This is a genomic window from Streptomyces sp. NPDC045967 (genome assembly GCF_056430495.1).
This window is the reverse complement of sequence record NZ_JBWKLE010000002.1, coordinates 313,708-334,144: the sequence shown is the minus strand read 5'-3', so window position 1 is coordinate 334,144 and position 20,437 is coordinate 313,708. Positions and strand designations below refer to the sequence as shown.

Genomic DNA, 20,437 nt, shown 5'->3' with positions numbered 1-20,437 from the left:
GGAGGTACCAGTTCGTAGGTGGGGCAGAAGGGTCCCGGCAGCCCAGGCGGACCGCCTGGCGGTGCCCGTCGAAGGGCCGGAAGCGACAGGCGTCCTGGCCGTTCGGTCGGTCGGGGTGGGTGGGATCGGGTGTCAGCGCAGCATCGCGGCGAGCCGGTGGACGACATGGGCGTCGAACAGGTCGTTGGCCGCCATCCAGTCGTCGTTGAACACGGTGTCCAGGTACTTGTCGCCGCCGTCGCAGACCAGCACGACGATGGTGGCCCCGGGCCCCGCGCTCTGAGCCCGCTCCAGGGCCTTGTAGACCACGCCGCCCGCCGAACCGCCGATCAGGATGCCGAAGTTCCTGGCCAGGTAGCGGCAGGTCTCGAAGGCTTCGGAGTCACTGGCCTTGACACCCTCGTCGATCAGTTCGTAGTCGACGACACCGCCGATCTCCGAGCCTTCGGGCGTACCGGTGCCGGACTGGTGGTAGGGCGCGCCCTTGCCGCCGAAGACGACGGAACCCACCGGCTCGACACCGACGATCTTCAGGTCCGGGATGCGTTCGCGCAGGACGCGGCCGGTCCCGCACAGCGAACCCCCGGTGCCGACGGCCCCGTACAGGTAGTGGATGTCGTCGCCCAGGTCGTCGTGCAGTTCGCGGGCGAGCGGCCGATAGCCGTTGGGGTTCCCCTGGTTGCGGTGTTGCGCGGTCCAGTACGCGCCGTGATCGGCCGCGAGGCGCTCGGCCACGGTGTCGCGTTCGGCGGTGGCGAGGCCCTCCTCGTCTCCGGCGACGTTGAGTATGTCGGCACCGTAGGCGAGCATGCCGCGCAACTTGTCCGTACTGGAGTGGTTGTCCACCACGGCGGTGAACTTGTATCCGCGTTCGGCGGCGATGAGGGCCAGACCGAGTCCGGTGTTGCCGGAGGTGGACTCGACCAGCCACCCGCCGGAGGTGAGCAGCCCGGCCGCCTCCGCCTCGTCCACCATGTTCCTGGCCATCCGGATCTTTGCGGTGCCGGTGGGGTTGTACTGCTCCATCTTGAGCAGGACGGTCGCCGCGCCTTCCACACCTCGCAGTCGCAGCAGGGGCGTTCGCCCTATCAGGTCGGACATCTTGCTTCTGATCACGGCTTGTCCTTCGCGCAGATCTCCGTCAGACACCGCACGAAGACGTCGTTGTCCGCGGGGGTCGACAGTGAGGCTCGGATGTAGTTCTCGTATCCCGGCTCGCGCCACGCCTTGACGATGATTCCGGCGCGGTGCAGTTCCCGGGCGACCCGGTCGGAGCGGCGGCCGGTGTCGATGAACAGGAAGTTGGTCGAGGACGGGACCACGCCCAGTCCCGCGCCGCGCAGCCGGTCGGTGACCCTGGCGATCTCCACAGCGGTCCGGCGGACCGTGTTCGCCAGGTGCGCGTGGTCGCCCAGCGCGGCGACGGCGGCTTCCTGGGCCGGCCGGTTGACGTTGTACGGAGTACGAACCCGGTCCAGTGCCTGGATCAGGGCGGAGTCGGAGGCGATGCCGTACCCCACCCGGACCCCCGCCAGGCCGTAGGCCTTGGAGAAGGTGCGCAGCACGATCCACGGCCTGTCGCGTCCACGCAGGGCTTCCAGGGCGTCGGGGTACTCGGGGTCGGACCGGGCGAACTCGCCGTACGCCTCGTCGAGCACCAGCAGGGCCGATTCCGGGGTGGCGGCCAGGACGTGCTCCAGTTGGCCGGCACTGAGCATCGCGCCGGTGGGGTTGCACGGGTTGGCGAGGAAGACGAGTTTCGGGCCTGCGGCCAGCGCTGCACGCCAGGCGTCCGCGTCGAACCCGAACCCGGCGGTGACCGGCACCTTTTCGACCCGCGCGCCCATGACGCGCGGGAAGGTCTCGTGCAGGCTGAACCCCGGCGCCTGGGTGACCACCAGGTCACCGGGATCGAGTACGGCCTGGCACAGCAACTCCAGGATGTTCTCCGAGCCGTTGCCGAGTACGACACGCTCGGCAGGCACGTCCAGGCTCTTCCCGATGGCCTCGGCCAGACGTTTCCCGGTGGGGTCGGGGTAGCGGGAGACCCCGTCGGAGAGGCCGAGACGAACGGCTTCGGCGACCGCCGGGGAGACGCCGAACGGGCTCTCGTTGTTGGAGAGTTTGATCACGCGTCGGGAGCCGCTGAGGGCGGCCACCTCATCCGGGTCGGCACCGGGATCGTAGCGGGGCAGGCCCGCCACTTCCCTGCGGATCAAGGAGGCCGAAGCGGCCGGTGCGAGGGCACGGTTCATGACGACTCCGGTTCCGGGGCGGGTGCGTCGGCGGCGGCGCGGTGGAGACGGCCGACGCGGCGCAGGAAGAGGGCCAGCAGGATGGCGGCGGTGGCCGCGAGGCCGACGGTCTGGCCGATCCAGACGCCCTCGACGCCCCAGTCGGCGCTCACCCCGAGCAGGTAGCCCGCGGGCAGCCCGATCAGCCAGTAGCCGACCAGGGAGATCCGGAACGGCCCGGCGGTGTCGCCGATGCCCCGCAGGATGCCGTTGCCGATGTTCTGCAGGGCGTCGAAGACCTGCATGAGGGCGGCGATCAGCAGTCCGGTCACGGCCAGGGCGGCGATCTCGGCGTTGCCGGCGTGCTCGGCCGGGATGAACAGGGACACGATCGCGTGCGGGACGGCCAGGTACACGACGGCGACCGCCAGCGTCGCGATCACGCCCCAGGCCGAGCCGAGGAGCCCCGTTCTGCGTGCTGCCACGTAGTCGTTGCGGCCGTCGGCCTCGCTGATGTGGATGGACGCCGCATGCGACAGACCGGCGGAGACCATGAAGACGATGTAGACGATCTGGTTCAGCACGGTCTGGGCGGCCAGGGCGTCGACACCGAGGGAGCCGATGACCAGCGTGAGGACACTGAAGAACCCGGCCTCCGAGGCGTAGGTACCCGAGATCGGCAGGCCGAGGCGCCAGACGGACCGGACCGCGTCCCCGTTCCACCGCCGCGCGTCGGGCGAGGTGAGGTACGGGCGCAGGAGGCTGTCGCGCAGGATCACCGCGACGAACGCCAGGAAGGACAGCAGGAACACGGTGACGGTGGCGATGGCGACACCGACGAATCCGAAGGCGGGCAGGCCGAACGCGCCGTGGATCAGGGCGTGGTTCAGGCCGATGGTCGCCCCGATCGAGGCCAGCGTGATGGCCAGGAGCGGGCCGGGCCGCTTGAGCCCGGTGGTGAAGTGCCGCAGGTTCTGGAACCACAGGCAGGGCAGCATGCCCGGTGCCAGGACCGTCAGGAACTCGCCTGCCTTGTCGACCACCGCAGGGTCCTGCCCCAGCAGGACGAGCACCGGGCCGATCAGCAGGAGTACCGCGCAGAACACGGCACCGCACACGGTCGCCCAGAAGAAGCCCGCGAACAGCAGCGCGCCGACACGTTCCCGGTCGCCGCGTACCCGTGCCTCGGCCACCAGGTTGCTGACTCCGGTGACCAGTCCCGTTCCAGTGGTGCGCAGCTGGTTGAACAACGCCAGGGCCAGACCGGCCGCGGCGATCTCGACCGCGCCGAGCCTGCCCAGCATGACGATGTCCACCGTGGTCAGAGCGACGTAGGCGAAGTTCGTCAGGATCAACGGGAACGCGAGCCGGAGCAGTGTCCGCGAGTTCTTGACCCACCAGCCGGCGCCGGTCACCGTCGTGCCGGTCGTGTCGGCCTTCTCGGTCGTGCCGGTCGTACCGGTCGTGCCGGTCGTGTCCGTACTCACCAGAACCTGACCTTCTCCCCGCGCCCGCCCGCCAGCGCGAGATCGGCCGTGTACCGGCCCAGCGCGGCGTCGGTGACCGCCATACCGCTGTTGTAGGCGAAGACCACGTCGTCCGGATGGCGGCGGGCGGGCGCCCGGCCGAGGAGGATGTCCGGCAGCTGGGCGTCCACCGGCGGCGGGCTGCCGTCCGCGCTCCGCAGGTCGTCGCAAGTGGCGTGCATCTGGGCGGTATCGGTGGCGATCCGGTAGTCCGCGCCGTGGCATACGTCGGCGTGCACGCCGTACCCGAGGAGTACCGCGACCGAGCCCGGCTTCATCCAGTCACGCCGGACCTCCTCCGTGACGGACAGACCGGCGGCGCCGATCACGATGTCCGCCTCACCGGCGGCTTCCCGGAGATCCTCGACGATCTCGACCTCGCGGCCCTCGACGCTGTCCTGGACGGCGCGCAGACCATCCGGGTAGCTCCCGAACACCTGCAACCGCTCCAGCGCGGGCATGCCCGCGAGCAGCATCGGCAGTGCCGCCTGACCCTGTACGCCGGTGCCGACGACCAGGGCGCTCCGGGCGTCGGGGCAGGCCGCGCGGGCGAACAGCGCGGTGGTGGCCGAGGACCGCAGCGGGCCGAGCTTCACCACGTCCATCAGCGCGACGGGTGCCCCGGTGGTGTCGTCGACGAGGAAGACGAACGAGTGGAAGCGGTAGCTGTCCCGGTTGCGGCGCGGGTCGAACTCGTAGACGGCCTTGAAGCAGACGGTGCCGCTGCCGGCGTCCCTGGCCACCATCGAATAGCTCAGCGAGTGGTGGCCGGGATCGTCGATGATCGTCTTGACCGGGTTGTTCGAGCCGCCTTCGCGCAGTGCGCGGTAGGCCTGCTCGACCACCGCGATCACCTGTCTGCGGTCGAGGTCCAGTCCCTCCAGCTGGGACTGCGGCAACAACCACAGGTGCCCGGGTGGGGCGTAGCTCTGTGCCATGCGAGGCTTCTCCTTCGTAGGTGGTCGCATCGGGTTCGTCCGAGGCCGCATCAGATTCCGTCCAGTCGCCAGCGCGGCGGGGCTCCGTCGTCACCGAGCCGGAGAACCGCCTTCACCGGCAGGGCGGCGTCATGGAACGGGGACTCGTTGGAGTCCATCTGGTAGCCGGCGGTGTTGAGGTAGACCAGGTGGTCACCGCGCCGGACGGGGCGCGGAAAGCCGATCTTCCGCCAGGTCACCAGGTCGCTTTCCAGGCAGGTCGAGCCCGCGACGCAAGCCGGGAACATCTCGTCGGCTGCCGGCCGGGCGGACATCAGCAGCGGGTCGGGGAGGTAGTCGCTGTTGAACCACTGTTCGGAGAGGCTGAAACTGCTGCCCGCGACGGTGACGATCGCGTAGCCGTCGGTGTCCCGTCGGTCGTCGACCTGCTGTACGCGGAACATCGTGAATCCGGCCTGGTCCAACAGGGCCCGGCCCGGCTCGACGACGAACCGGATGCCGTGGCGTGCCGCCTTCGCCGAGAGGCTCTCGCCACCGTCGACCGGGTGCGCCATGAGCGCGCGCACCGCCTGGGCCGCGGACTGCCCGCCGTACGGATAGAAGTCCTTGAAGTCCTTCGCCGCGTGGTACTGGGCGGGTTCGTTCTGCTTGAGGAACGCGGCCCAGAGCCGCGGATCGACATAGCGCACCGGCAAACCGCCGCCGATGTTCACCAGTTCGGCGCAGGACGCGCCGCGCCGCCTCGCGTCGAGGCAGTGGTCGATCATCTCGTTCGCCGCCGTCGCGCGTTCCGCCGTGGAATAGCCGTTCAGGTGGAAGGAGAAGCCCCGGAGGTCGATGTGGGCGGAGAGTTCCGCGCACAGACCGACAGCGGCCTCCTGCTCAGCGGCGGACAGCCCGAAGCGGCTTGCCGGTTGGCCGGCCGTCCGGGTCCGCAGCAGCACGGCGGCCTGGCGCCCTGCGAGCCGCGCGGTGGCCGCGAGCCGACGGAGTTCGCTGATCGAGGCGACGGCGATGAGGCAGCCGTGCTGAACGGAGAGGGCGTGCAGGGTGTCGTCCTTCTCCGGGCCGGATACACCGATCCGGTGTCCGGGCACTCCCCCGGCCAGGGCCTTGACCAGTTCCGGGGTGCCGGCCACGTCCATCCCGACGCCGAGGGCGGCTGCCGAAGTGGCGTAGCAGTCAGCCTTGTTCGCCTTCTTGGCGAACAGGATGTCGGCGGTTGCGCCCGCGTCGGCGAACGCCCGCCGGAGTCGGACGACGTTCCCCTCGAAGATCTCGGGCAGCACGACGTGCAGCGGCGACCCCAGGCCGTCGAGGAGGTCGGCCAGCAGGACGCGGTGGTCCGCCAGCAGCGTGGAGACCGTGGGGTGTCGGAGTGCGGTGAGCGCGAAGGGCCGGACACCGGCCATCGGGCGCTCCACCACCTGTCGTGAGATGAGCACCCCGTACTTCTATACGAATATGACACTCATTTTCAACAGCGGCTCATAGAAGACCCTGGGCGAGGGGGAGACAAAGGGTGAGAAATTGCCGCACACCAGGCAGCCGGCCCGAAGAATCCATCGCAGGAGGGGCCGGCCGGCGAGCCACAGGGCGGGAGTCTCGCCGGTCAGCGCGCTGAGACCCCGGCTTGCACCGCGACGGGCACGGTGATCACGGAGCTGACGCGACACCGGGCCGCGGGGCCGCGGCCCGGTGTCCGTCTACCGGTCAGTCGCGAGTGAACTGCCGCAAGTTCTCGGCGAGGGAGGCGATGGCCCCGGGGTTGCGCGGGCTTTCCACCAGTTCCGCGTAGTCGAGGACGACGATCCGGTCGTTCTTGACGGCCGACACGCCGGCGAGCGGCGGATAGGACTTCAGGAACGTCCGCTTCTGCTCCGCGGTGGTGTCACCGTAATCGTTGATCACGATCACCTCGGGGTCACGCTCGACCACGGTCTCCCAGCCGACCGTCGCCCAGCTGTCCTTGAGGTCCTTCATGACGTGATCGCCACCCGCCTTGGTGATGATGTCGTGCGGCCCGGCGTACAGACCCGAGGTCAGCGGCTTGTCCTGCCCGTCGTCGTAGAGGAAGACGCGCGGACGGTCCGCGCCCTTCACGGCCTTGGCCTCCGCGTCGGCCACCTGCTTCTCGAAGCCCGCGATGAGGGCCTCCGCACGGTCATCGACGTCGAAGATCTTTCCCAGATTCCGCAGATCGGTGTACAGCGCTTCCAGTGGCGGCATCACCCCGCGCGCCTTTCCCTGCCCGTTGCGGCACGATTCGCTCAGCAGGTAAGAGCCGATGCCCACCTTCTCCAACTCGGCGGGGCTGAAGCCCTCCCCCTCGTTGAAGCCGTAGTTCCAGCCCGCGAACACCAGATCGGCGCGGGCGTCGAGGACCAGCTCCTTGTTGATCGTCTTCTGCGAGAGCCACGTCGTCTTCCGATAAGCGTCCTTCCAGGGAACGGATGCGAGATCGCCCCTGTCGTCGGGCATCACATAGCCCGCCATACGGTCCTCGAGGCCGAGCGCGAACATGATCTCGGTGATGCCGACGTCATTGGTGACCACGCGCCGCGGAGCCTGGTCGTAGCTCTTCTTCTGGCCGCAGTTCTCGACGGTCACCGGGTAGTGGCCGCCGCGCGCCGCGGCATCACCTCCCTCCGCGTCCCGAGAGGCGACCTCCGCGCCGCATCCGGTGAGCACCAGGGCGGCGGCGAAGGCGAGTGCGGCGGGGCGTACGGGGTTCGGCATGATGGCCATGACTCCTCAGGAAGCGGGCTGAGTGGGCGGGAGACGGTCGAAGAGCAGCTGTACGGCGCCGGACTCCGGATGCGGTACCCGATGGGCCCGCACGCCGAAGACCCCGGCCAGCAACTCGGGCGTGAGCACGTCGTACGGAGCGCCGGAGGCGACGATCCGGCCGCCGTCGATGACGTGGAGCAGGTCGCAGTGGAGCGCGGCGAGGTTGAGGTCGTGCAGCGCGGTGAGCACCGTCAGCCCACTGCCGCGTACCAGGGCCAGCACCTCCAACTGTTGGGCGATGTCGAGGTGGTTGGTGGGTTCGTCGAGCACCAGTACGCGGGGCTGCTGCGCGAGCGCGCGGGCGATCAGGACCCGCTGCTTCTCGCCGCCGGAGAGCGTGAGGAAGCCGCGGTCCGCGAGGTGGCCGGCTCCGACCCTCAGCAGCGCGGCCTCGCACGCCTTCCGGTCGCCGTCGGTGGTCCGGGCCACGGACCGCTGGTGCGGCAGGCGCCCCATCGCCACGACCTCGGCGACCGTGAAGTCGAACTCGGTGACCGCCTCCTGGGGCAGGGCGGCCAGGCGACGGGCGCCTTCGCGCGCGCTCAGGGAGTGCAGGTCCTCACCGTCGATCAGGACCGAACCGGCCGAAGGGCGCAGGGCGCGGTAGACGCAGCGCAACAGCGTGGACTTGCCGCTTCCGTTGGGCCCGACGAGCCCGACGACCTGCCCGTCGTCCGCGCGCAGGGTGACCTCCCGTACCAGCCGCGCGCCGGCGATCTCGACCGTCAGTGCGTCGATGTCGATGCGCATCACGCGCCTCCGAAGGTGTAGGAGCGGCGGCGCATCAGCAGGACGAAGCACGGCACGCCGATGGCGGCGGTCAGCACGCCTACGGGCAGCTCCACGGGCGCGAGCACCACCCGGGACAGGATGTCCACCCAGATCAGCAGCACGGCTCCGGCGAGTGGGGCGACGGCCAGCAGCCGGCGGTGGTCCGCGCCGACCAGCATCCGTGCGGCGTGCGGGACCATCAGGCCGACGAAGCCGATCGCGCCGCTCACGGCGACCACGGCGCCCGTGACGGCGGCGCAGACCAGGAACAGCTCCTTGCGCAGCCTCCCCGCGTCCACGCCCAGGGCGGCCGCGGTCTCATCCCCCATCGCCAGGGCGTTCAGGCGACGCGCTGACACGGTGAGGTGGGCGAGGCCGAGGAGCACGGCGCCCGCGGCGATGGGCACGGAGGCCCAACTGGCCCCGCCGAGGCTGCCGAGCAGCCACATCATCGCGGAGCGGGCCGCCTCGCCGCGTTCGGCCGCGAACACCATGAACGTGGTGACGGCCGAGAAGCCGTAGTACATCGCGGTGCCCGTCAGGACGAGCCGCAGCGGGGTCAGGCCGTCGCCGGTGCGGGCGATCGCGTACACCAGCGCCATGGCGAGGAGCGCGGAGAGGAAGGCCGCCGTGGACAGGGCCCACAGACCGAGGGCGCCGAAGGCCCCGAAGAGGAGGACGGCATTCGCACCGACGGCCGCCCCGGAGGAGATGCCCAGGACGAACGGGTCGGCGAGGGCGTTGCGGACCATGGCCTGCACGGCGACGCCGATCGCCGACAGGCCGGCTCCGACGACCGCGGCCAGTACGGTCCGCGGAAAGCGCAGCTCCCACACGATCGTGTAGGCCGACGCTTCGTGATGCGCCAGGGAACCGCCGGTCGTTCCGGCCCACAGGAAACGCAGTACCTCGCCCCAGGACAGTCCTGACGCCCCCATCCCGGCCCCGCACACGAGGGAGAGCACGAGCGCGACGCACAGGGTGATGAGGAGAAGGGGCAGTGATGCGCGCTTGGGCGGCGCGGCGCCGACGCTGCCACGCGCCGTGTGAGGTGGCGCGGCTGGTTCGACTTCCAGGGGTGTGGCCACGGGCGGATCGCCTTCGCCTCAGGCCGTGCCCGCACAGGAGCAGCCCGGGACGCGGGGCGCCCTGCGCAGCGCCCTCTCGCAGTCCACGGCGAATTGACAGGAGCCTTCATCGCCGCGGGTGATCGGGCTCACGGAGCCGCGCGTGCGGCTCCGTCTACCGTTGCGGGTCAGCGCCGGACTTCGACCGGACTTCCCCCGTGGGACGGATGGCAGCATAACCTGCCGTCGACTCATCCCACGATGCGGTGACCACGTGCGCGGGGCGCTCCCCCGCCCCGGGAGCCGCCCCGGGCCCTTTCACGTCCCGCGCCGACCGGGCGCCGGTGGGCGGTGGTTGGGCTGGGGGGTGAGGACGCTGCGGAGTTCGGTCAAGGGCCAGGTGTTGATGACGTCGTCCGTGGTCAGCCAGCCGCGTTGGGCCGTCGCCACGCCGTAGCGCATGTACGGCAGGTGGGTGGTGGCGTGGGCGTCGGAGTTGACGGCGAACTTGACGCCGTACCGCTTCGCGCGCAGGACGTCCTCGTCGCACAGGTCGAGCCGCTCGGGGTGGGCGTTGATCTCCAGCACGGTGCCCGTGCGGGCGCAGGCCGCGAAGACGGCGTCGAAGTCGGCGTCGATGCCGGGGCGTTTGCCGATGCGGCGGGTCGTGGGGTGGCCGATGACGGTGACGTACGGGTTCTCGCAGGCGCGGACGAGACGGCGGGTGAGGTCCTCCCGGCTCTGGTGGAAGTGGGAGTGGACGGAGGCCACGCAGAGGTCGAACTCCGCGAGGAACTCGTCGGGCCAGTCCAGGGAGCCGTCGGGGCCGATGTTGAGTTCCGTGCCGTGCAGCAGCCGCATGCCGTGGTGCAGGGAGTCCAGGGCGCGGATCCGTTCGCGTTGGGCGAGGATCTTCTCGCGGGTCATGCGCTGCATGGACAGGTTCGGCGCGTGGTCGGTGACCGCGTAGTACGCGTACCCGCGGGCGGCAGCGGCGGCGACCATGTCCTCCAGCGGCGCCAGTCCGTCGGTGAGGTCGGTGTGGGTGTGCAGGTCTCCGCGGATGTCCTGCTCCGTCACCAGGTCGGGAAGTTCTCCGCGCAGTCCGGCCGCGATCTCCCCGCGGTCCTCGCGCAGGGTCGGCGGGATCCACGGGAGTCCGAGCCCGGCGTAGATCGCCTCCTCGGTCTCGGAGGCGGTGCTCGCCCCGCTCTCGGCGTCGAAGAGTCCGTACTCGGACAGCTTCAGGCCGTGGCGGACGGCCAGTTCGCGGGTGCGGATGTTGTGGGCCTTGGAACCGGTGAAGTACTGGAGTCCCGCCCTCCAGGAGGCCGGCGGCAGGACCCGCAGGTCCACCTGGAGGCCCGTGACCGTGCGCACCGAGGTCTTCTTCTGCCCGTGTGCGATGACCTCGGCCGTCAGCGGGTGGCCGGCGAGGGCGGCCATGAACGGGGCCGGCCGGCGGGCCGCCACCAGGATGTCGATGTCGCCGATGGTCTCCCGCATCCGGCGCAGGGAGCCCGCGTACGTGCAGCGGACGCACCCGGGGAGCTCCGAGAGCTCGGCGACGAGCTGTTCGGCCACGTCCATGGCCGTGCTGAGCAGGATGCGGCCCTCGCCGGCCTTCCGCAGCGCGGCGATGCCGTGCAGGATGTTGTCCTCGGTCCGCTCGCCGAACCCCTTGAGATCGCGCAGCCGTTCGCGGCCGATGGCATCGACCAGCTGGTCGACCGAGCTGATGCCCAGCTGCTCGTAGAGCAGCATGGCCTTGCGGGGGCCGAGCCCCGGAATCGCGACCAGTTCGCGCACGCCGGCCGGTACGGACGCCCTGGCCTCGTCCACGACCGGCATCCGGCCGGTGCGCAGGTACTCGAGGATCTTGTCAGCCACCGATCTGCCGACGCCCGGGATCTCGCGCAGGCCGTCGGCGTCGAGTGTCGACACGTCCCGCGGGTGGCCTCCGACGGCGCGGGCGGCCTTCTCGTAGGCGCGTGCCTTGAACGCCTCGCCGCCCCGGATCGCGAGGAGGTCGGCGTACTCCTGGAGGAGCGCCTCGACCGCGTCGTTGGCTCGGGCCATGTCTCCAGGGTGCCCCGTGCGCGCCGGCCGGGCACGCGGGGCGGACCGCCCCGCCAGGGCGACCGGGCTACGGGCCCGGCCAGGGCGTCCCCGCTGCGGGTCGTCCGATCAGCCCGTAACCGATCGGGCGTCCCCGGGGTTGTCAGCAGAGGCCTGCGAGAGGTCGGCGATCCGGAGGAAGCTGGTATGGCGCAGGAGCACACGACGTCGCTGCGGCTGCGCCTGCAGTACCGGTTCGACCATCTCGTGGCGGGGGGAACCGCCGCGCTGATCGGCTGGCTCTCCCTGGCCTGCCTGGCCGTGGTGGTCCCGGCGAGCGCGGTCCTGGTGTGGGCCGACCGGTCGGCCCCGCACACCCTCTCCGGGCGGCTCACGGCGGTGTGGGTCAGCGTCGGGCAGACGCTCAAGATCGGCGGCGCGGTCGGCTCGCCCGTCTACGTGCTGGCATCGGTGACGCTGGCGCTCGTCGCGCTGCTGTTCGTGTCGACGCTGGTCAGTCTGATCACCACCGGCATCAACCGGCGCATCATGTCGCTCCGCCTCGGCCACTCCACGGTGCTGGAAGCGGGCCACACTGTCGTGCTGGGGTGGTCCGACCAGATCTTCCCGGTGGCCGGGGAGCTGGTGGCCGCCAACGCCAACCAGCGCCGGTCGGCCATCGCCGTCCTCGCCCCGAAGGACAAGGTGGAGATGGAGGAGGAACTCGCCACCCGCGTCACGGACCGGGGCAGGACCCGCATCATCTGCCGCAACGGCAGCACCACCGACCCGGCCGAGCTGGTCAGGGTCAGTCCGCAGACGGCGAAGGCCGTGCTCGTGCTGCCGCCCGGCGGGCCGGCGGGCGACGCGCACGTGGTGAAGACCCTGCTCGCCCTCGGCACGGCCGTCCCGGAGGACGGTCGCGGGGCGGTGGTGGTGGCGGCCGTCCTGGACACGCGCAACCACGCCACCGCGACCTTGGCCGCGGGGCCCGGCGGGCACGTCCTGTGCGTCGACGACATCGTGGCGCGGCTCCTGGTCCAGACGGCCCGCCAGCCGGGGCTCTCCCTCCTCTACCAGGAACTGCTGGACTTCGCGGGCGACGAGTTCTACACCGTCCCCGCCGGAGACCTCGCCGGGCGCACGTTCGGCGAGGCGCTGCTGTCGTTCGCGACGTCCTGCGTGGTGGGTGTGCTGCGCGCCGACGGGGTCGTCGCCCTGAACCCGCAACCGGGCACGATGATCCGGCCGGGCGACCGGCTCGTCGTCATCTCCCGGGACGACGACACGGCCGTCCCGTCGGACGTGTCGTCCTGGGTGGACGAGGACGCGATCGTCACCGCCCGGCCGCGGCCCGCCCGGGCGGAGCGGCTGCTGCTGCTCGGCTGGAACCGCCGGGCCCCGTTCGTCGTGGACCAGCTCGACCAGTACGTCAGCCCGGGGAGCTCCCTGCAGGTGGTGGCTCTGGACGACGGCGGCAGCGGTGCCGCGGCGGCCCGGCGCCATCTCGACGTCGTCTTCCGCCGCGGTGACATCACCGATCCCGGGGTGCTGGCCAAGCTGGACGTGCCCTCGTACGACGGCGTCATCGTCCTCGGTGAGGCCGATCCGGCGGCCTGGCCCGCCTACGCTCAGGACCCGCGGGACCCTCAGGAGCCGCAGGAGCCGCATGCGGACGACAGGACGCTGGTCACGCTGCTCCACCTGCGGGCCGTCCTGGACGGGGCGGAACGCGAGCCGGTCCTCACCACCGAGATGTCCGACGACGGCAACCGGCTGCTCGCGCCCGCCCGGGAGGGCGCCGACTTCATCGTGAGCGGCAGGCTGATCAGTCTGCTGATGACCCAGATCTCGGAGAGCCCCTACCTCGCCGACGTCTTCGCGGAGCTGTTCGACGCGGAGGGCAGCGAGTTCCACCTGAAGCCGGCCGCGGACTACGTCCGGGCCGGCTGTGACGTCCCGTTCGCCACCCTGGTGGAGGCGGCCCGCCGCCGCGGTGAGTGCGCGGTCGGCTACCGGTCGCGTGCCCGGGCGACGGCGCCCGGACACGGCCTGCGGATCAATCCCGACAAGCGGGAACGGGTCCGGCTCGGCGGGGACGACTGGCTGATCGTGCTCGCCGAGGACTGACGGCGGCCGCCGGTCAGGGCGCCAGGTGGACATCCAGGGCGGTCCGTACGGCGGATTCCAGGGCCCCTTCGATCCACGCCGGCTTGACCGAGGTGTGGCACCCGGCGAAGTGCAGGCTGCCCTCGGGCGTGCGGATGTGGGGAAGGAGTTCGGTGTGCTGGCCGGGCAGCAGCACGGACGCCTCGCCGTAGGCGTACGGGTCGCGCATCCAGGACTGGGTGCGGCCGACCCCGGTGTAGAACACCTCGATCCGCTGCCCGAACACCTCCTGGACGCCGGCGAGGGCGCGCGGGTAGCGCTCCTCGTCGTCCAGGGAGTCCCACTTCAGGGCGTCGTCGGACCAGCTGTAGGAGGCGAGGACCACGCCGCCGGCGCTGCCCTCGACCGGGTGGGAGGGCTGGAACATGAAGCGGTTGGGGTTGTCGGTGGCGGAACCGCCGCCGATGACGCCGGCCGCTTCGGGCTGGTCGCGGGTGACGGGGCGGCAGGCGGCGTAGTGGGCGCGCTGCGCGTCCGAGATGCGGCCCTCGGGCACGGAGGGGTGGGCGCCGAGCAGGTCCCCAACTTCCGCGGTCCCGCCGGTCTGGTACTTGCGGTACAGGCCGGGTCGGACGGCCTCCAGCTCGCGCTTCCAGTCGGCCTCGTCGAACTCCCACCAGCGGCGGCTGAATTCGAGCAGCACCTTGGTGGCGGCGTCGTAGTGGAGTTCGGTGACCGCGCGCCGCTTGCCGTACGAGAGGGCCGGTGAGACCGGGATGTGGCGCAGTCCGGAGAAGGGCACGGTGATGATCGCGGTGTCGGCGGTGAAGCTCTCGCGGCGCACGGGGCTGCCGTTACGGCCCTCGGAGACGGTGTCGACGGTGACCTCGCCCTCGCCGTGGGTGATGCGGGTGACGCGGCGGTCGAGCCGTACGAGGTCCCGGACCCGGTCGTAGAGCGCGTCCGCCAGGGTCGCGGTGCCGTCGGGGAGTTCGAAGAAGGCGGTGTCGGGGCTGATCAGCGACGCCCCGATGAAACTGTGCACGAAGGCGAGGTGCAGCCGGGAGGTGAGGTTCTCGACGGTTCCGATCAGGTCGACGGTCCGTTCGTCGAGTTCCGCCACCTCGGACAGATAGCGATACATCGACATGTGGCCGAAGCGCTGGATGACGCGGGCCCAGCCCTCGACGAGCTCCCCGTCCTTCTTGCCCTCGATCTCCTTGCGCACGGGGGCGAAGGCGTCGCGCACGATCTGCGCGGCGGGCACCGACTCGTAGGCCTTGGGCACCCCGAAGGAGCGGTTGACCGCCTGGGGGCTGCGGGCGTAGTCCGCGCGGCGGACGCGGATGCCGTTGACGAAGATCCACGTGCGGTAGGCGGGGCGGCCGGCCCCGTCGACGTCGACCAGGTGGAAGCGCCGGCGCTTCAGGCCGAGGCTGTCGATCAGGCCGGTGACCAGCGGGTGGCTGTCGGGGATGCGCATGGCGCCGGCCTCGGCGTACTGCTTGGGGTCCGCGAAGGGGGCGGCCGCCTTCTCGTGGCCCCCGGTGCGGAAGGTCTTGATGCGGCCGCCGACCCGGTTGGCGTTGGCCTCGACGACGGTGACCCGGTGCCCGGCCTCGCGCAGGAGGTGGGCGGCGGTGAGTCCGGCGGGCCCGGCGCCGACGACGAGCACGTTCTTGCCGGGGCGGCGGGAGCGGGGCAGGCCGTTCTTCAGCAGGACGTCCGCGTAGCGGGGCACCAGGGGCTGGTCGTCGTCGTCCCGTACGAGGATGGCGCGGGCGACGGTCAGGCAGGTCTCCCAGTCGGGGCGGGCGGAGCCGGACGGCGCCTGCGGGGTGCCGGCGGACGCGGCCGCGACGGAGAGCGCTCCGGTTCCGGCCACCGCGGCGGCTCCGGCGATGACGGTACGGCGGGAGGGGCGGCGGGCGGGTGTCGGTGCGCTGCCGGCCGGGGATTCCGGGCCGGTGGGCGGGTCGATGATCATGGGGCAACTCTCCCGGCCCGTTCGCGGCTCGAGCACCGAAAAGGGCCTGGAGGGGCAACATCCACCCGGACGTGGGGCCGGGACGACCGACGCTGACGAACTGGGGTTCGCACCAGAGGGGGAGGATCGCGCGTCACCTGAGCCGGGCGGCCGGGACACGGGCGCGGCGCGGCGCGGCCTGGGAGCGCCTGGGCGCAGCGCGGCAAGATATCAGCCCTGCGGGGGCTTGCCCGGATGTTTGTCCAAGGGTGATGGTCCTGCCGCGCGGCCCCCACCCGTGGCACTAGCGTCCCGTGACACCCCGGGAATGCGGGTGTGCAACGCACGGCGCGTGCGGACCCTCCGGCCCCGCTGCCCCTCCCGGCCCTCGGACCTAGGAGGCACTGTGCTGTCATTCGGGCGGCGTTCCGTCGGCAGGTATGCGGCGGCCACGAGATACACGATCGGCACCGGTTTCGTCATCACCGCACTCGCCGTCACGCTGATCGCGCTGCTGATCCCGGTGGAGAAGTTCGGCACCCGGGCGGCGGCCTCGGCCGGCCGGCCGGCCGCCGAGGACGACGGCGCCGGGATCATGAGCACGGCGTACGGGCCGCTGTCCCCGGCGGACCGGGACTTCGTGCGCAAGGTACGGCTCGCCGGCCTGTGGGAGCTGCCCGCCGGGCGCCAGGCCCAGCAGCGCGGGACCCGGGCGTCGATCCGCACGGCCGGTGAGCACCTCGTCGAGGGCCACACCGAGCTGGACCGCCAGGCCATCCAGGTGGGCCAGGCCCTCGGCGTCGACCTGCCCAACCAGCCGTCCGAGCAGCAGCAGGGCTGGCTGGGCCAGCTCACCCGCGCGCAAGGGGACGAGTACGAACGGCTGTTCATCATGCTGCTGCGCCGCGCGCACGGAAAGGTGTTCGCGCTGCTGGCCCAAGTGCGGGCGCAGACACGCAACTCGATGGTGCGCAGTCTGGCCACGTCCGCCAACGCCACGGTCCTGGACCACATCACGGTCCTCGAGGACAGCGGTCTCGTCGACTTCGACGCACTGAACGCCCCCGACGGGACCCCTGCTCCGTCCGATGTCCGACCGACGAAGTGAAGTGATCGCATGAGTGAAAAGGGCCATGGACGCCCCCGGTTGAAGAGGAAGTTGCTGGCCGTGGTGGCCGCGCTCGCCCTCGGCGGCGGCGGGGTCGCCGTCGTCGCGGGCAGCGCGAACGCGGGTCAGGACGGCCGCCTCGACGCGGGCGGGGCGGCGCAGTCGACCGCCACCGTCGACTGCCCCGATGTCGGCGACCGGCTGACCTCGGTGCCCGAACAGGCGCGAGCCGAGGTCGACGAGGGCCTCGCGGAGCTGGACGTCCAGGTCGCCGACGCCTACCGGCGGCTCGCCGCGGGCGAGGCGCGGGGCGAGGAGCTCATCGACGGGCTCCGCAAGCAGCGTGACGCGACCATCGGCCGGATGTCCGACGCGATAGCCCGCTCCGCGGCCCGTCCCGAGGAGCTGAAGGCCCTGAGCGGCTGCGAGCTGAAGCAGGCGTCCGCGCAGGACGACGCGCCGGACGGCGCGGAGGCCGGCGCCGCCGAGGCGGAGGCCGGCGCGGGCGCCGCCCGCGGCGGCGGCGGAAAGGGCGGCCCGGCACGGAGCGACTTCGTCGCCATCGGCACGGTGCGGCCGAACGTACGCACCCCCCAGGCGTCGGCCGGGGCGTCCAAGGGTTCCTTCAGCTCCCGGTGCGGACGCAACGAGAACGGCCACTTCAACCCCGACAACGTGATCGTCGCCCCCGGCGTCTCCAACGGCGCCCATCACATGCACGACTACGTCGGCAACAACTCCACCGACGCCTTCTCCACCAACGACAGCCTCGCCGCCTCCGGCACCACCTGCGGCAACGGCGACCAGTCCAGCTACTACTGGCCGGTGCTGCGGCTGCGCGACGGCAAGGCGGAGAAGGACGCGCAGGCCCCGGGCGGCGGCCTCGACGCGAACGTGGGCACGATCCTGCGGCCCAAGCAGGTGACGATCACCTTCAAGGGCAGCCCCGCCGGCAAGGTCAGGGCGATGCCGCGCTTCCTGCGCATCATCACCGGTGACGCCAAGGCCTTCACCAACGGCACGGCCAACGCCAACGCCTCGTGGAGCTGCACCGGCTTCGAGAACCGCCAGCTGAAGGACAAGTACCCGATCTGCCCCAAGGGCAGCGACGTGGTGCGCACCTTCACCTTCCAGAGCTGCTGGGACGGCCGCAACACCGACAGCGCCAACCACCGCACCCACGTGGCGTTCGCGAACCGCGACGGCCGCTGCCCGAAGGGCTTCAGCGCCATCCCGCAGCTGGTGCAGCGCATCACCTACGGGGTCGCGCCGGGTGCCCGGTTCGCGGTGGACAGCTTTCCCGAGCAGCTCCACAAACCGGTCACCGACCACGGCGACTTCATCAACGTGATGAACGACGGGCTGATGAACAACGCGGTGGACTGCATCAACAGGGGCCGCACCTGCCGCTGACCCGGCGGTTCCACGGACTCCCGGACGGGATGCGGCTCCTCCCCCTCGCACCGCGCCCCGTCCGGGAAGGTGTTGGCCCGAAGCCGACTTCGGGCCAACGCCGCGCCGCCCCGTCCCGTCGGTTTCCCACACCCGATCCGAGCCTGCGAGGAGTGCCATGTCCGCCTCTCGTGCATCCGAGGACGACCCGGAGCATCCGGCCGCCCCTGCCGACGGAGAACTCGCCCGCCGGCTGAGCAGGGGACACGGCGCGGACGCCGCGGACGCCGAGGACGCCGCCGTGTGCGACCTGCTCTACCGGCGGCACCGGCGGGCCGCCCTCGCCTACGCGCGCACCTGCTGCCGTACCCCGCAGGACGCCGAGGACCTCGTCTCGGAGGCCTTCGCCCGGACCTTGCAGGCCGTCCGCTCCGGGGCGGGGCCGCGAGGGCCGTGGCGCGCCTACCTGCTGGCCGTCGTCCGCCATACGGCCATGCAATGGCGCGACGACGACCGCAGGACGCTGCTGACGGCGGACTTCGACACCTGGTGCCAGCAGGCGGCGGCCGGCGGCGATCCGCAGCGCCGGCTGCTGGCGATCGAGGACCGGCGGCTCCTGGCCCGCTCGTTCCGGACCCTGCCCGCCCGCTGGCAGGCGGTCCTGTGGCACACGCTCGTCGAGGAGGACCCGCCGCACGAGGTCGCCGCGCGGCTGGGCATCTCCCCCGGCGCGGTGACCTCGCTGGCGTTCCGGGCCCGGGAGGGGCTGCGCGAGGCGTTTCTGCTCGCCCATCTGGCCACCGCCTCCGACGGGCGGTGCGGCCACTTCAGCCACATGCTCGGTTCGGCGGTCCGGCGCAGCGGTACCCGCCGTCCCCGCGCCCTCGCCCGCCACCTCGCGGGATGCGAGGACTGCGCACGGTCCTACGAGGAGCTGGTAGACCTCAACGCGGCGATGTGCGGGGCGGCGCCCGCGGCCCCGTGACACGGCGACCGGCCCGGCCCCCCGTTCCTCGGGGGCCGGGCCGGCGTGCTCGGCCGTCCTCACAGACCGTTGACGCGGGCGATCCGTCCGACGACCAGCGGGCCGAAGTCGGGAGTGACCACGCGCGCCGTCCTGCGCCCCACCCGCGAGTGCCGGCGCCGCACCTGGGCCATCAGCCGCCGGCTGCGCAGGGCCATCTCCAGTTCGAAGCGGGTGCGGGGGTCGCGCAGCCCGGTGCCGAAGAGCTTCTCCAGCTGGCGCATGCGGTACCGCACGGTCTGGGGGTGCACGCTCAGCGCCTTGGCGGCCTCCGGGGCTCCGCCGCCCTCGAGCCAGGCCAGGAGGGTCACCTCGAGCCGCTCGCTCTGGCGGGGGGTCAGATCCGCCAGCGGCCGGAGCCAGCGGGCGGCCAGTGCGTGGGCCAGGGGCTCGTCCTGGAGCAGCAGCAGGGTCGAGAGGTGGTCCTCCACGAAGACGGGGCGGGCGTCCGGGCCGGGGCGCGCGGGTGTCAGCGCGAGCAGGCGCAGCGCCCAGCGCAGGGAGGACGCGGTGTCCCGGAGCGGTACCGCGTGGCCGACGGCCGCGAAACGGCCGCGCAGCGGGAGGTCGAGCGGGGACCGGGTGTCGGGATCGGGGCTCGGGACCAGCAGGCAGGGGCGCCCCGCGAACATCCCGGTGAGGGCGTCGTCCAGTACGGCCGCCAGTTGCTGCGCCTCTCCGGGCGCGGCCGGCGCTACGGCCCGTACGGCGACCGGGAGGGGCCAGCCGGCCGCGTCGGCGAGGGAGGCGAGGGAGGCGCCGGAGGGCGTCCGGTCATCGGTGAGCGCCTTGAAGAGGTCCTCGCGCGCCCGGTCGGCGGCGGGGTCGAGGGGCCGTGCGCGGCGCCGCCCGTCGTCGGGGCCGCCGGAGCCGGAACCGGCCGCCCCACCGTCCTGGGCGTCGTTCTTCGCGCGGTCGTTCGCGCGGTCGTTCGCGCGTTCCCGCGTTGCGTCCTGCGCCGCGTCCGGGATGCCGCGCTCCGGGACGTCGCGGTCCGAAGTCCGGCGTACCGGGTGGTGCCCGGGGTGGTGCCCGTCGTGGTCCCGTCCCGCCACGACCTCCAGGGCCGCGTGCCGGTGCGCCGGGTCGACGTCCGCGGGCGGCCCGGCGGGCACGTCCGCCGCCCGCTGCGGCTGGTGGTCCCGCTCGTGGTTCCCGTCGGCGGGGCGGCCACCGGTGTCGCGGTAGCCGAGAGCGGTGAGCAGGGCTTCTTCCACACGCTGTCTGAGCTGTTCGTCGCCGATGGCATCGTTGTCATCGACAAGGGCGGAAAATTCCGGAATTCCATGCAGAAGCTCCTCCACTATCTCGGCGGCCAACGCGGGGAGTTCCCGTCGAAGGACGCGGGTCCACTCGCCGCGGGGGCGGGACCAGATGCGGTTCAGAAGTTCGCACATCGTTTCCTCGTTCGTGCCGGGGTGAGGCCTGTCCGGTAGCGGAGGACAGGCCCGCCG

Annotated in this window: 15 protein-coding genes; 4 read left to right on the top strand and 11 right to left on the bottom strand. The window is 71.8% G+C overall.

Translation table 11 applies throughout. The features are described 5' to 3' along the window. Window positions 1–132: 132 nt before the first annotated feature. From AC07FY_RS05230 to polX, 9 genes are all read right to left on the bottom strand, one after another. The gene (locus AC07FY_RS05230) at window positions 133–1,101 is read right to left on the bottom strand and encodes a PLP-dependent cysteine synthase family protein (protein ID WP_479001573.1); all 969 of its coding nucleotides are present in this window, start codon (window positions 1,099–1,101) and stop codon (window positions 133–135) included. An 11-nt stretch (window positions 1,102–1,112) separates the two neighbouring features. Beyond that, the gene (gene hisC, locus AC07FY_RS05225; RefSeq protein ID WP_479000629.1) at window positions 1,113–2,255 is read right to left on the bottom strand and encodes a histidinol-phosphate transaminase; all 1,143 of its coding nucleotides are present in this window, start codon (window positions 2,253–2,255) and stop codon (window positions 1,113–1,115) included. Beyond that, window positions 2,252–3,721 carry an MATE family efflux transporter gene (locus AC07FY_RS05220; protein WP_479000626.1) on the bottom strand — a complete coding sequence of 490 codons (1,470 nt, stop codon included), beginning with the start codon at window positions 3,719–3,721 and terminating at the stop codon, window positions 2,252–2,254. Before AC07FY_RS05220 ends, hisC begins: the two co-directional genes overlap by 4 nt. Further along, complete coding sequence (locus tag AC07FY_RS05215; protein ID WP_479000623.1) at window positions 3,718–4,698, bottom strand: ornithine cyclodeaminase; 981 nt, start codon at window positions 4,696–4,698, stop codon at window positions 3,718–3,720. The genes AC07FY_RS05220 and AC07FY_RS05215 overlap by 4 nt, the downstream gene beginning before the upstream one ends. A 50-nt stretch (window positions 4,699–4,748) precedes the next feature. Beyond that, entirely contained in the window at window positions 4,749–6,143 is a 1,395-nt protein-coding gene (locus AC07FY_RS05210; RefSeq protein ID WP_479000620.1) for an alanine racemase, read from the bottom strand. A 268-nt stretch (window positions 6,144–6,411) separates the two neighbouring features. Further along, a complete protein-coding gene (locus AC07FY_RS05205) occupies window positions 6,412–7,437 on the bottom strand; it encodes an ABC transporter substrate-binding protein (RefSeq protein ID WP_479001571.1) in 1,026 nt (341 codons plus the stop codon). A gap of 15 nt (window positions 7,438–7,452) precedes the next feature. Beyond that, the gene (locus tag AC07FY_RS05200) at window positions 7,453–8,238 is read right to left on the bottom strand and encodes an ABC transporter ATP-binding protein (protein WP_479000617.1); all 786 of its coding nucleotides are present in this window, start codon (window positions 8,236–8,238) and stop codon (window positions 7,453–7,455) included. Next, window positions 8,238–9,335, bottom strand: coding sequence for a FecCD family ABC transporter permease (locus AC07FY_RS05195; RefSeq protein WP_479001568.1), 1,098 nt, complete (start codon window positions 9,333–9,335; stop codon window positions 8,238–8,240). The genes AC07FY_RS05200 and AC07FY_RS05195 overlap by 1 nt, the downstream gene beginning before the upstream one ends. A gap of 309 nt (window positions 9,336–9,644) precedes the next feature. Continuing rightward, window positions 9,645–11,405: a DNA polymerase/3'-5' exonuclease PolX gene (gene polX / locus AC07FY_RS05190; protein WP_479000615.1), complete on the bottom strand. Its 1,761-nt coding sequence runs from the start codon at window positions 11,403–11,405 to the stop codon at window positions 9,645–9,647. Window positions 11,406–11,591: 186 nt separating this feature from the next. Here polX and AC07FY_RS05185 point away from each other — a divergent pair, with 186 nt between their 5' ends. Next, the gene (locus tag AC07FY_RS05185; protein WP_479000612.1) at window positions 11,592–13,514 is read left to right on the top strand and encodes a CASTOR/POLLUX-related putative ion channel; all 1,923 of its coding nucleotides are present in this window, start codon (window positions 11,592–11,594) and stop codon (window positions 13,512–13,514) included. A gap of 13 nt (window positions 13,515–13,527) precedes the next feature. Here the strand turns inward: AC07FY_RS05185 and AC07FY_RS05180 are convergent, their stop codons facing one another. Next, complete coding sequence (locus AC07FY_RS05180; RefSeq protein WP_479000609.1) at window positions 13,528–15,480, bottom strand: flavin monoamine oxidase family protein; 1,953 nt, start codon at window positions 15,478–15,480, stop codon at window positions 13,528–13,530. A 385-nt stretch (window positions 15,481–15,865) separates the two neighbouring features. Here AC07FY_RS05180 and AC07FY_RS05175 point away from each other — a divergent pair, with 385 nt between their 5' ends. The 3 genes from AC07FY_RS05175 (at window position 15,866) to AC07FY_RS05165 (ending at window position 18,944) form a co-directional block, all read left to right on the top strand. Further along, window positions 15,866–16,567, top strand: coding sequence for a DUF4142 domain-containing protein (locus AC07FY_RS05175; RefSeq protein ID WP_479000606.1), 702 nt, complete (start codon window positions 15,866–15,868; stop codon window positions 16,565–16,567). A 9-nt stretch (window positions 16,568–16,576) separates the two neighbouring features. Continuing rightward, window positions 16,577–17,980 carry a DUF1996 domain-containing protein gene (locus AC07FY_RS05170; protein WP_479000603.1) on the top strand — a complete coding sequence of 468 codons (1,404 nt, stop codon included), beginning with the start codon at window positions 16,577–16,579 and terminating at the stop codon, window positions 17,978–17,980. Window positions 17,981–18,137: 157 nt separating this feature from the next. Beyond that, window positions 18,138–18,944, top strand: a complete 807-nt coding sequence (locus tag AC07FY_RS05165) for an RNA polymerase sigma factor (protein ID WP_479000600.1) — start codon at window positions 18,138–18,140, stop codon at window positions 18,942–18,944. Window positions 18,945–19,003: 59 nt separating this feature from the next. Here the strand turns inward: AC07FY_RS05165 and AC07FY_RS05160 are convergent, their stop codons facing one another. After that, window positions 19,004–20,380 (bottom strand): PucR family transcriptional regulator, encoded by a 1,377-nt coding sequence (locus AC07FY_RS05160; RefSeq protein ID WP_479000597.1) that lies wholly within the window; start codon window positions 20,378–20,380, stop codon window positions 19,004–19,006. Window positions 20,381–20,437: the final 57 nt, after the last annotated feature.

Bases quoted from the DNA above. Each gene is read 5' to 3' on its own strand.
- AC07FY_RS05230 (WP_479001573.1), bottom strand. From the start codon at position 1,101: ATGTCCGACCTGATAGGGCGAACGCCCCTGCTGCGACTGCGAGGTGTG.
- hisC (WP_479000629.1), bottom strand. From the start codon at position 2,255: ATGAACCGTGCCCTCGCACCGGCCGCTTCGGCCTCCTTGATCCGCAGG.
- AC07FY_RS05215 (WP_479000623.1), bottom strand. From the start codon at position 4,698: ATGGCACAGAGCTACGCCCCACCCGGGCACCTGTGGTTGTTGCCGCAG.
- AC07FY_RS05205 (WP_479001571.1), bottom strand. From the start codon at position 7,437: ATGCCGAACCCCGTACGCCCCGCCGCACTCGCCTTCGCCGCCGCCCTG.
- AC07FY_RS05200 (WP_479000617.1), bottom strand. From the start codon at position 8,238: ATGCGCATCGACATCGACGCACTGACGGTCGAGATCGCCGGCGCGCGG.
- polX (WP_479000615.1), bottom strand. From the start codon at position 11,405: ATGGCCCGAGCCAACGACGCGGTCGAGGCGCTCCTCCAGGAGTACGCC.
- AC07FY_RS05185 (WP_479000612.1), top strand. From the start codon at position 11,592: ATGGCGCAGGAGCACACGACGTCGCTGCGGCTGCGCCTGCAGTACCGG.
- AC07FY_RS05180 (WP_479000609.1), bottom strand. From the start codon at position 15,480: ATGATCATCGACCCGCCCACCGGCCCGGAATCCCCGGCCGGCAGCGCA.
- AC07FY_RS05170 (WP_479000603.1), top strand. From the start codon at position 16,577: ATGAGTGAAAAGGGCCATGGACGCCCCCGGTTGAAGAGGAAGTTGCTG.
- AC07FY_RS05165 (WP_479000600.1), top strand. From the start codon at position 18,138: ATGTCCGCCTCTCGTGCATCCGAGGACGACCCGGAGCATCCGGCCGCC.
- AC07FY_RS05160 (WP_479000597.1), bottom strand. From the start codon at position 20,380: ATGTGCGAACTTCTGAACCGCATCTGGTCCCGCCCCCGCGGCGAGTGG.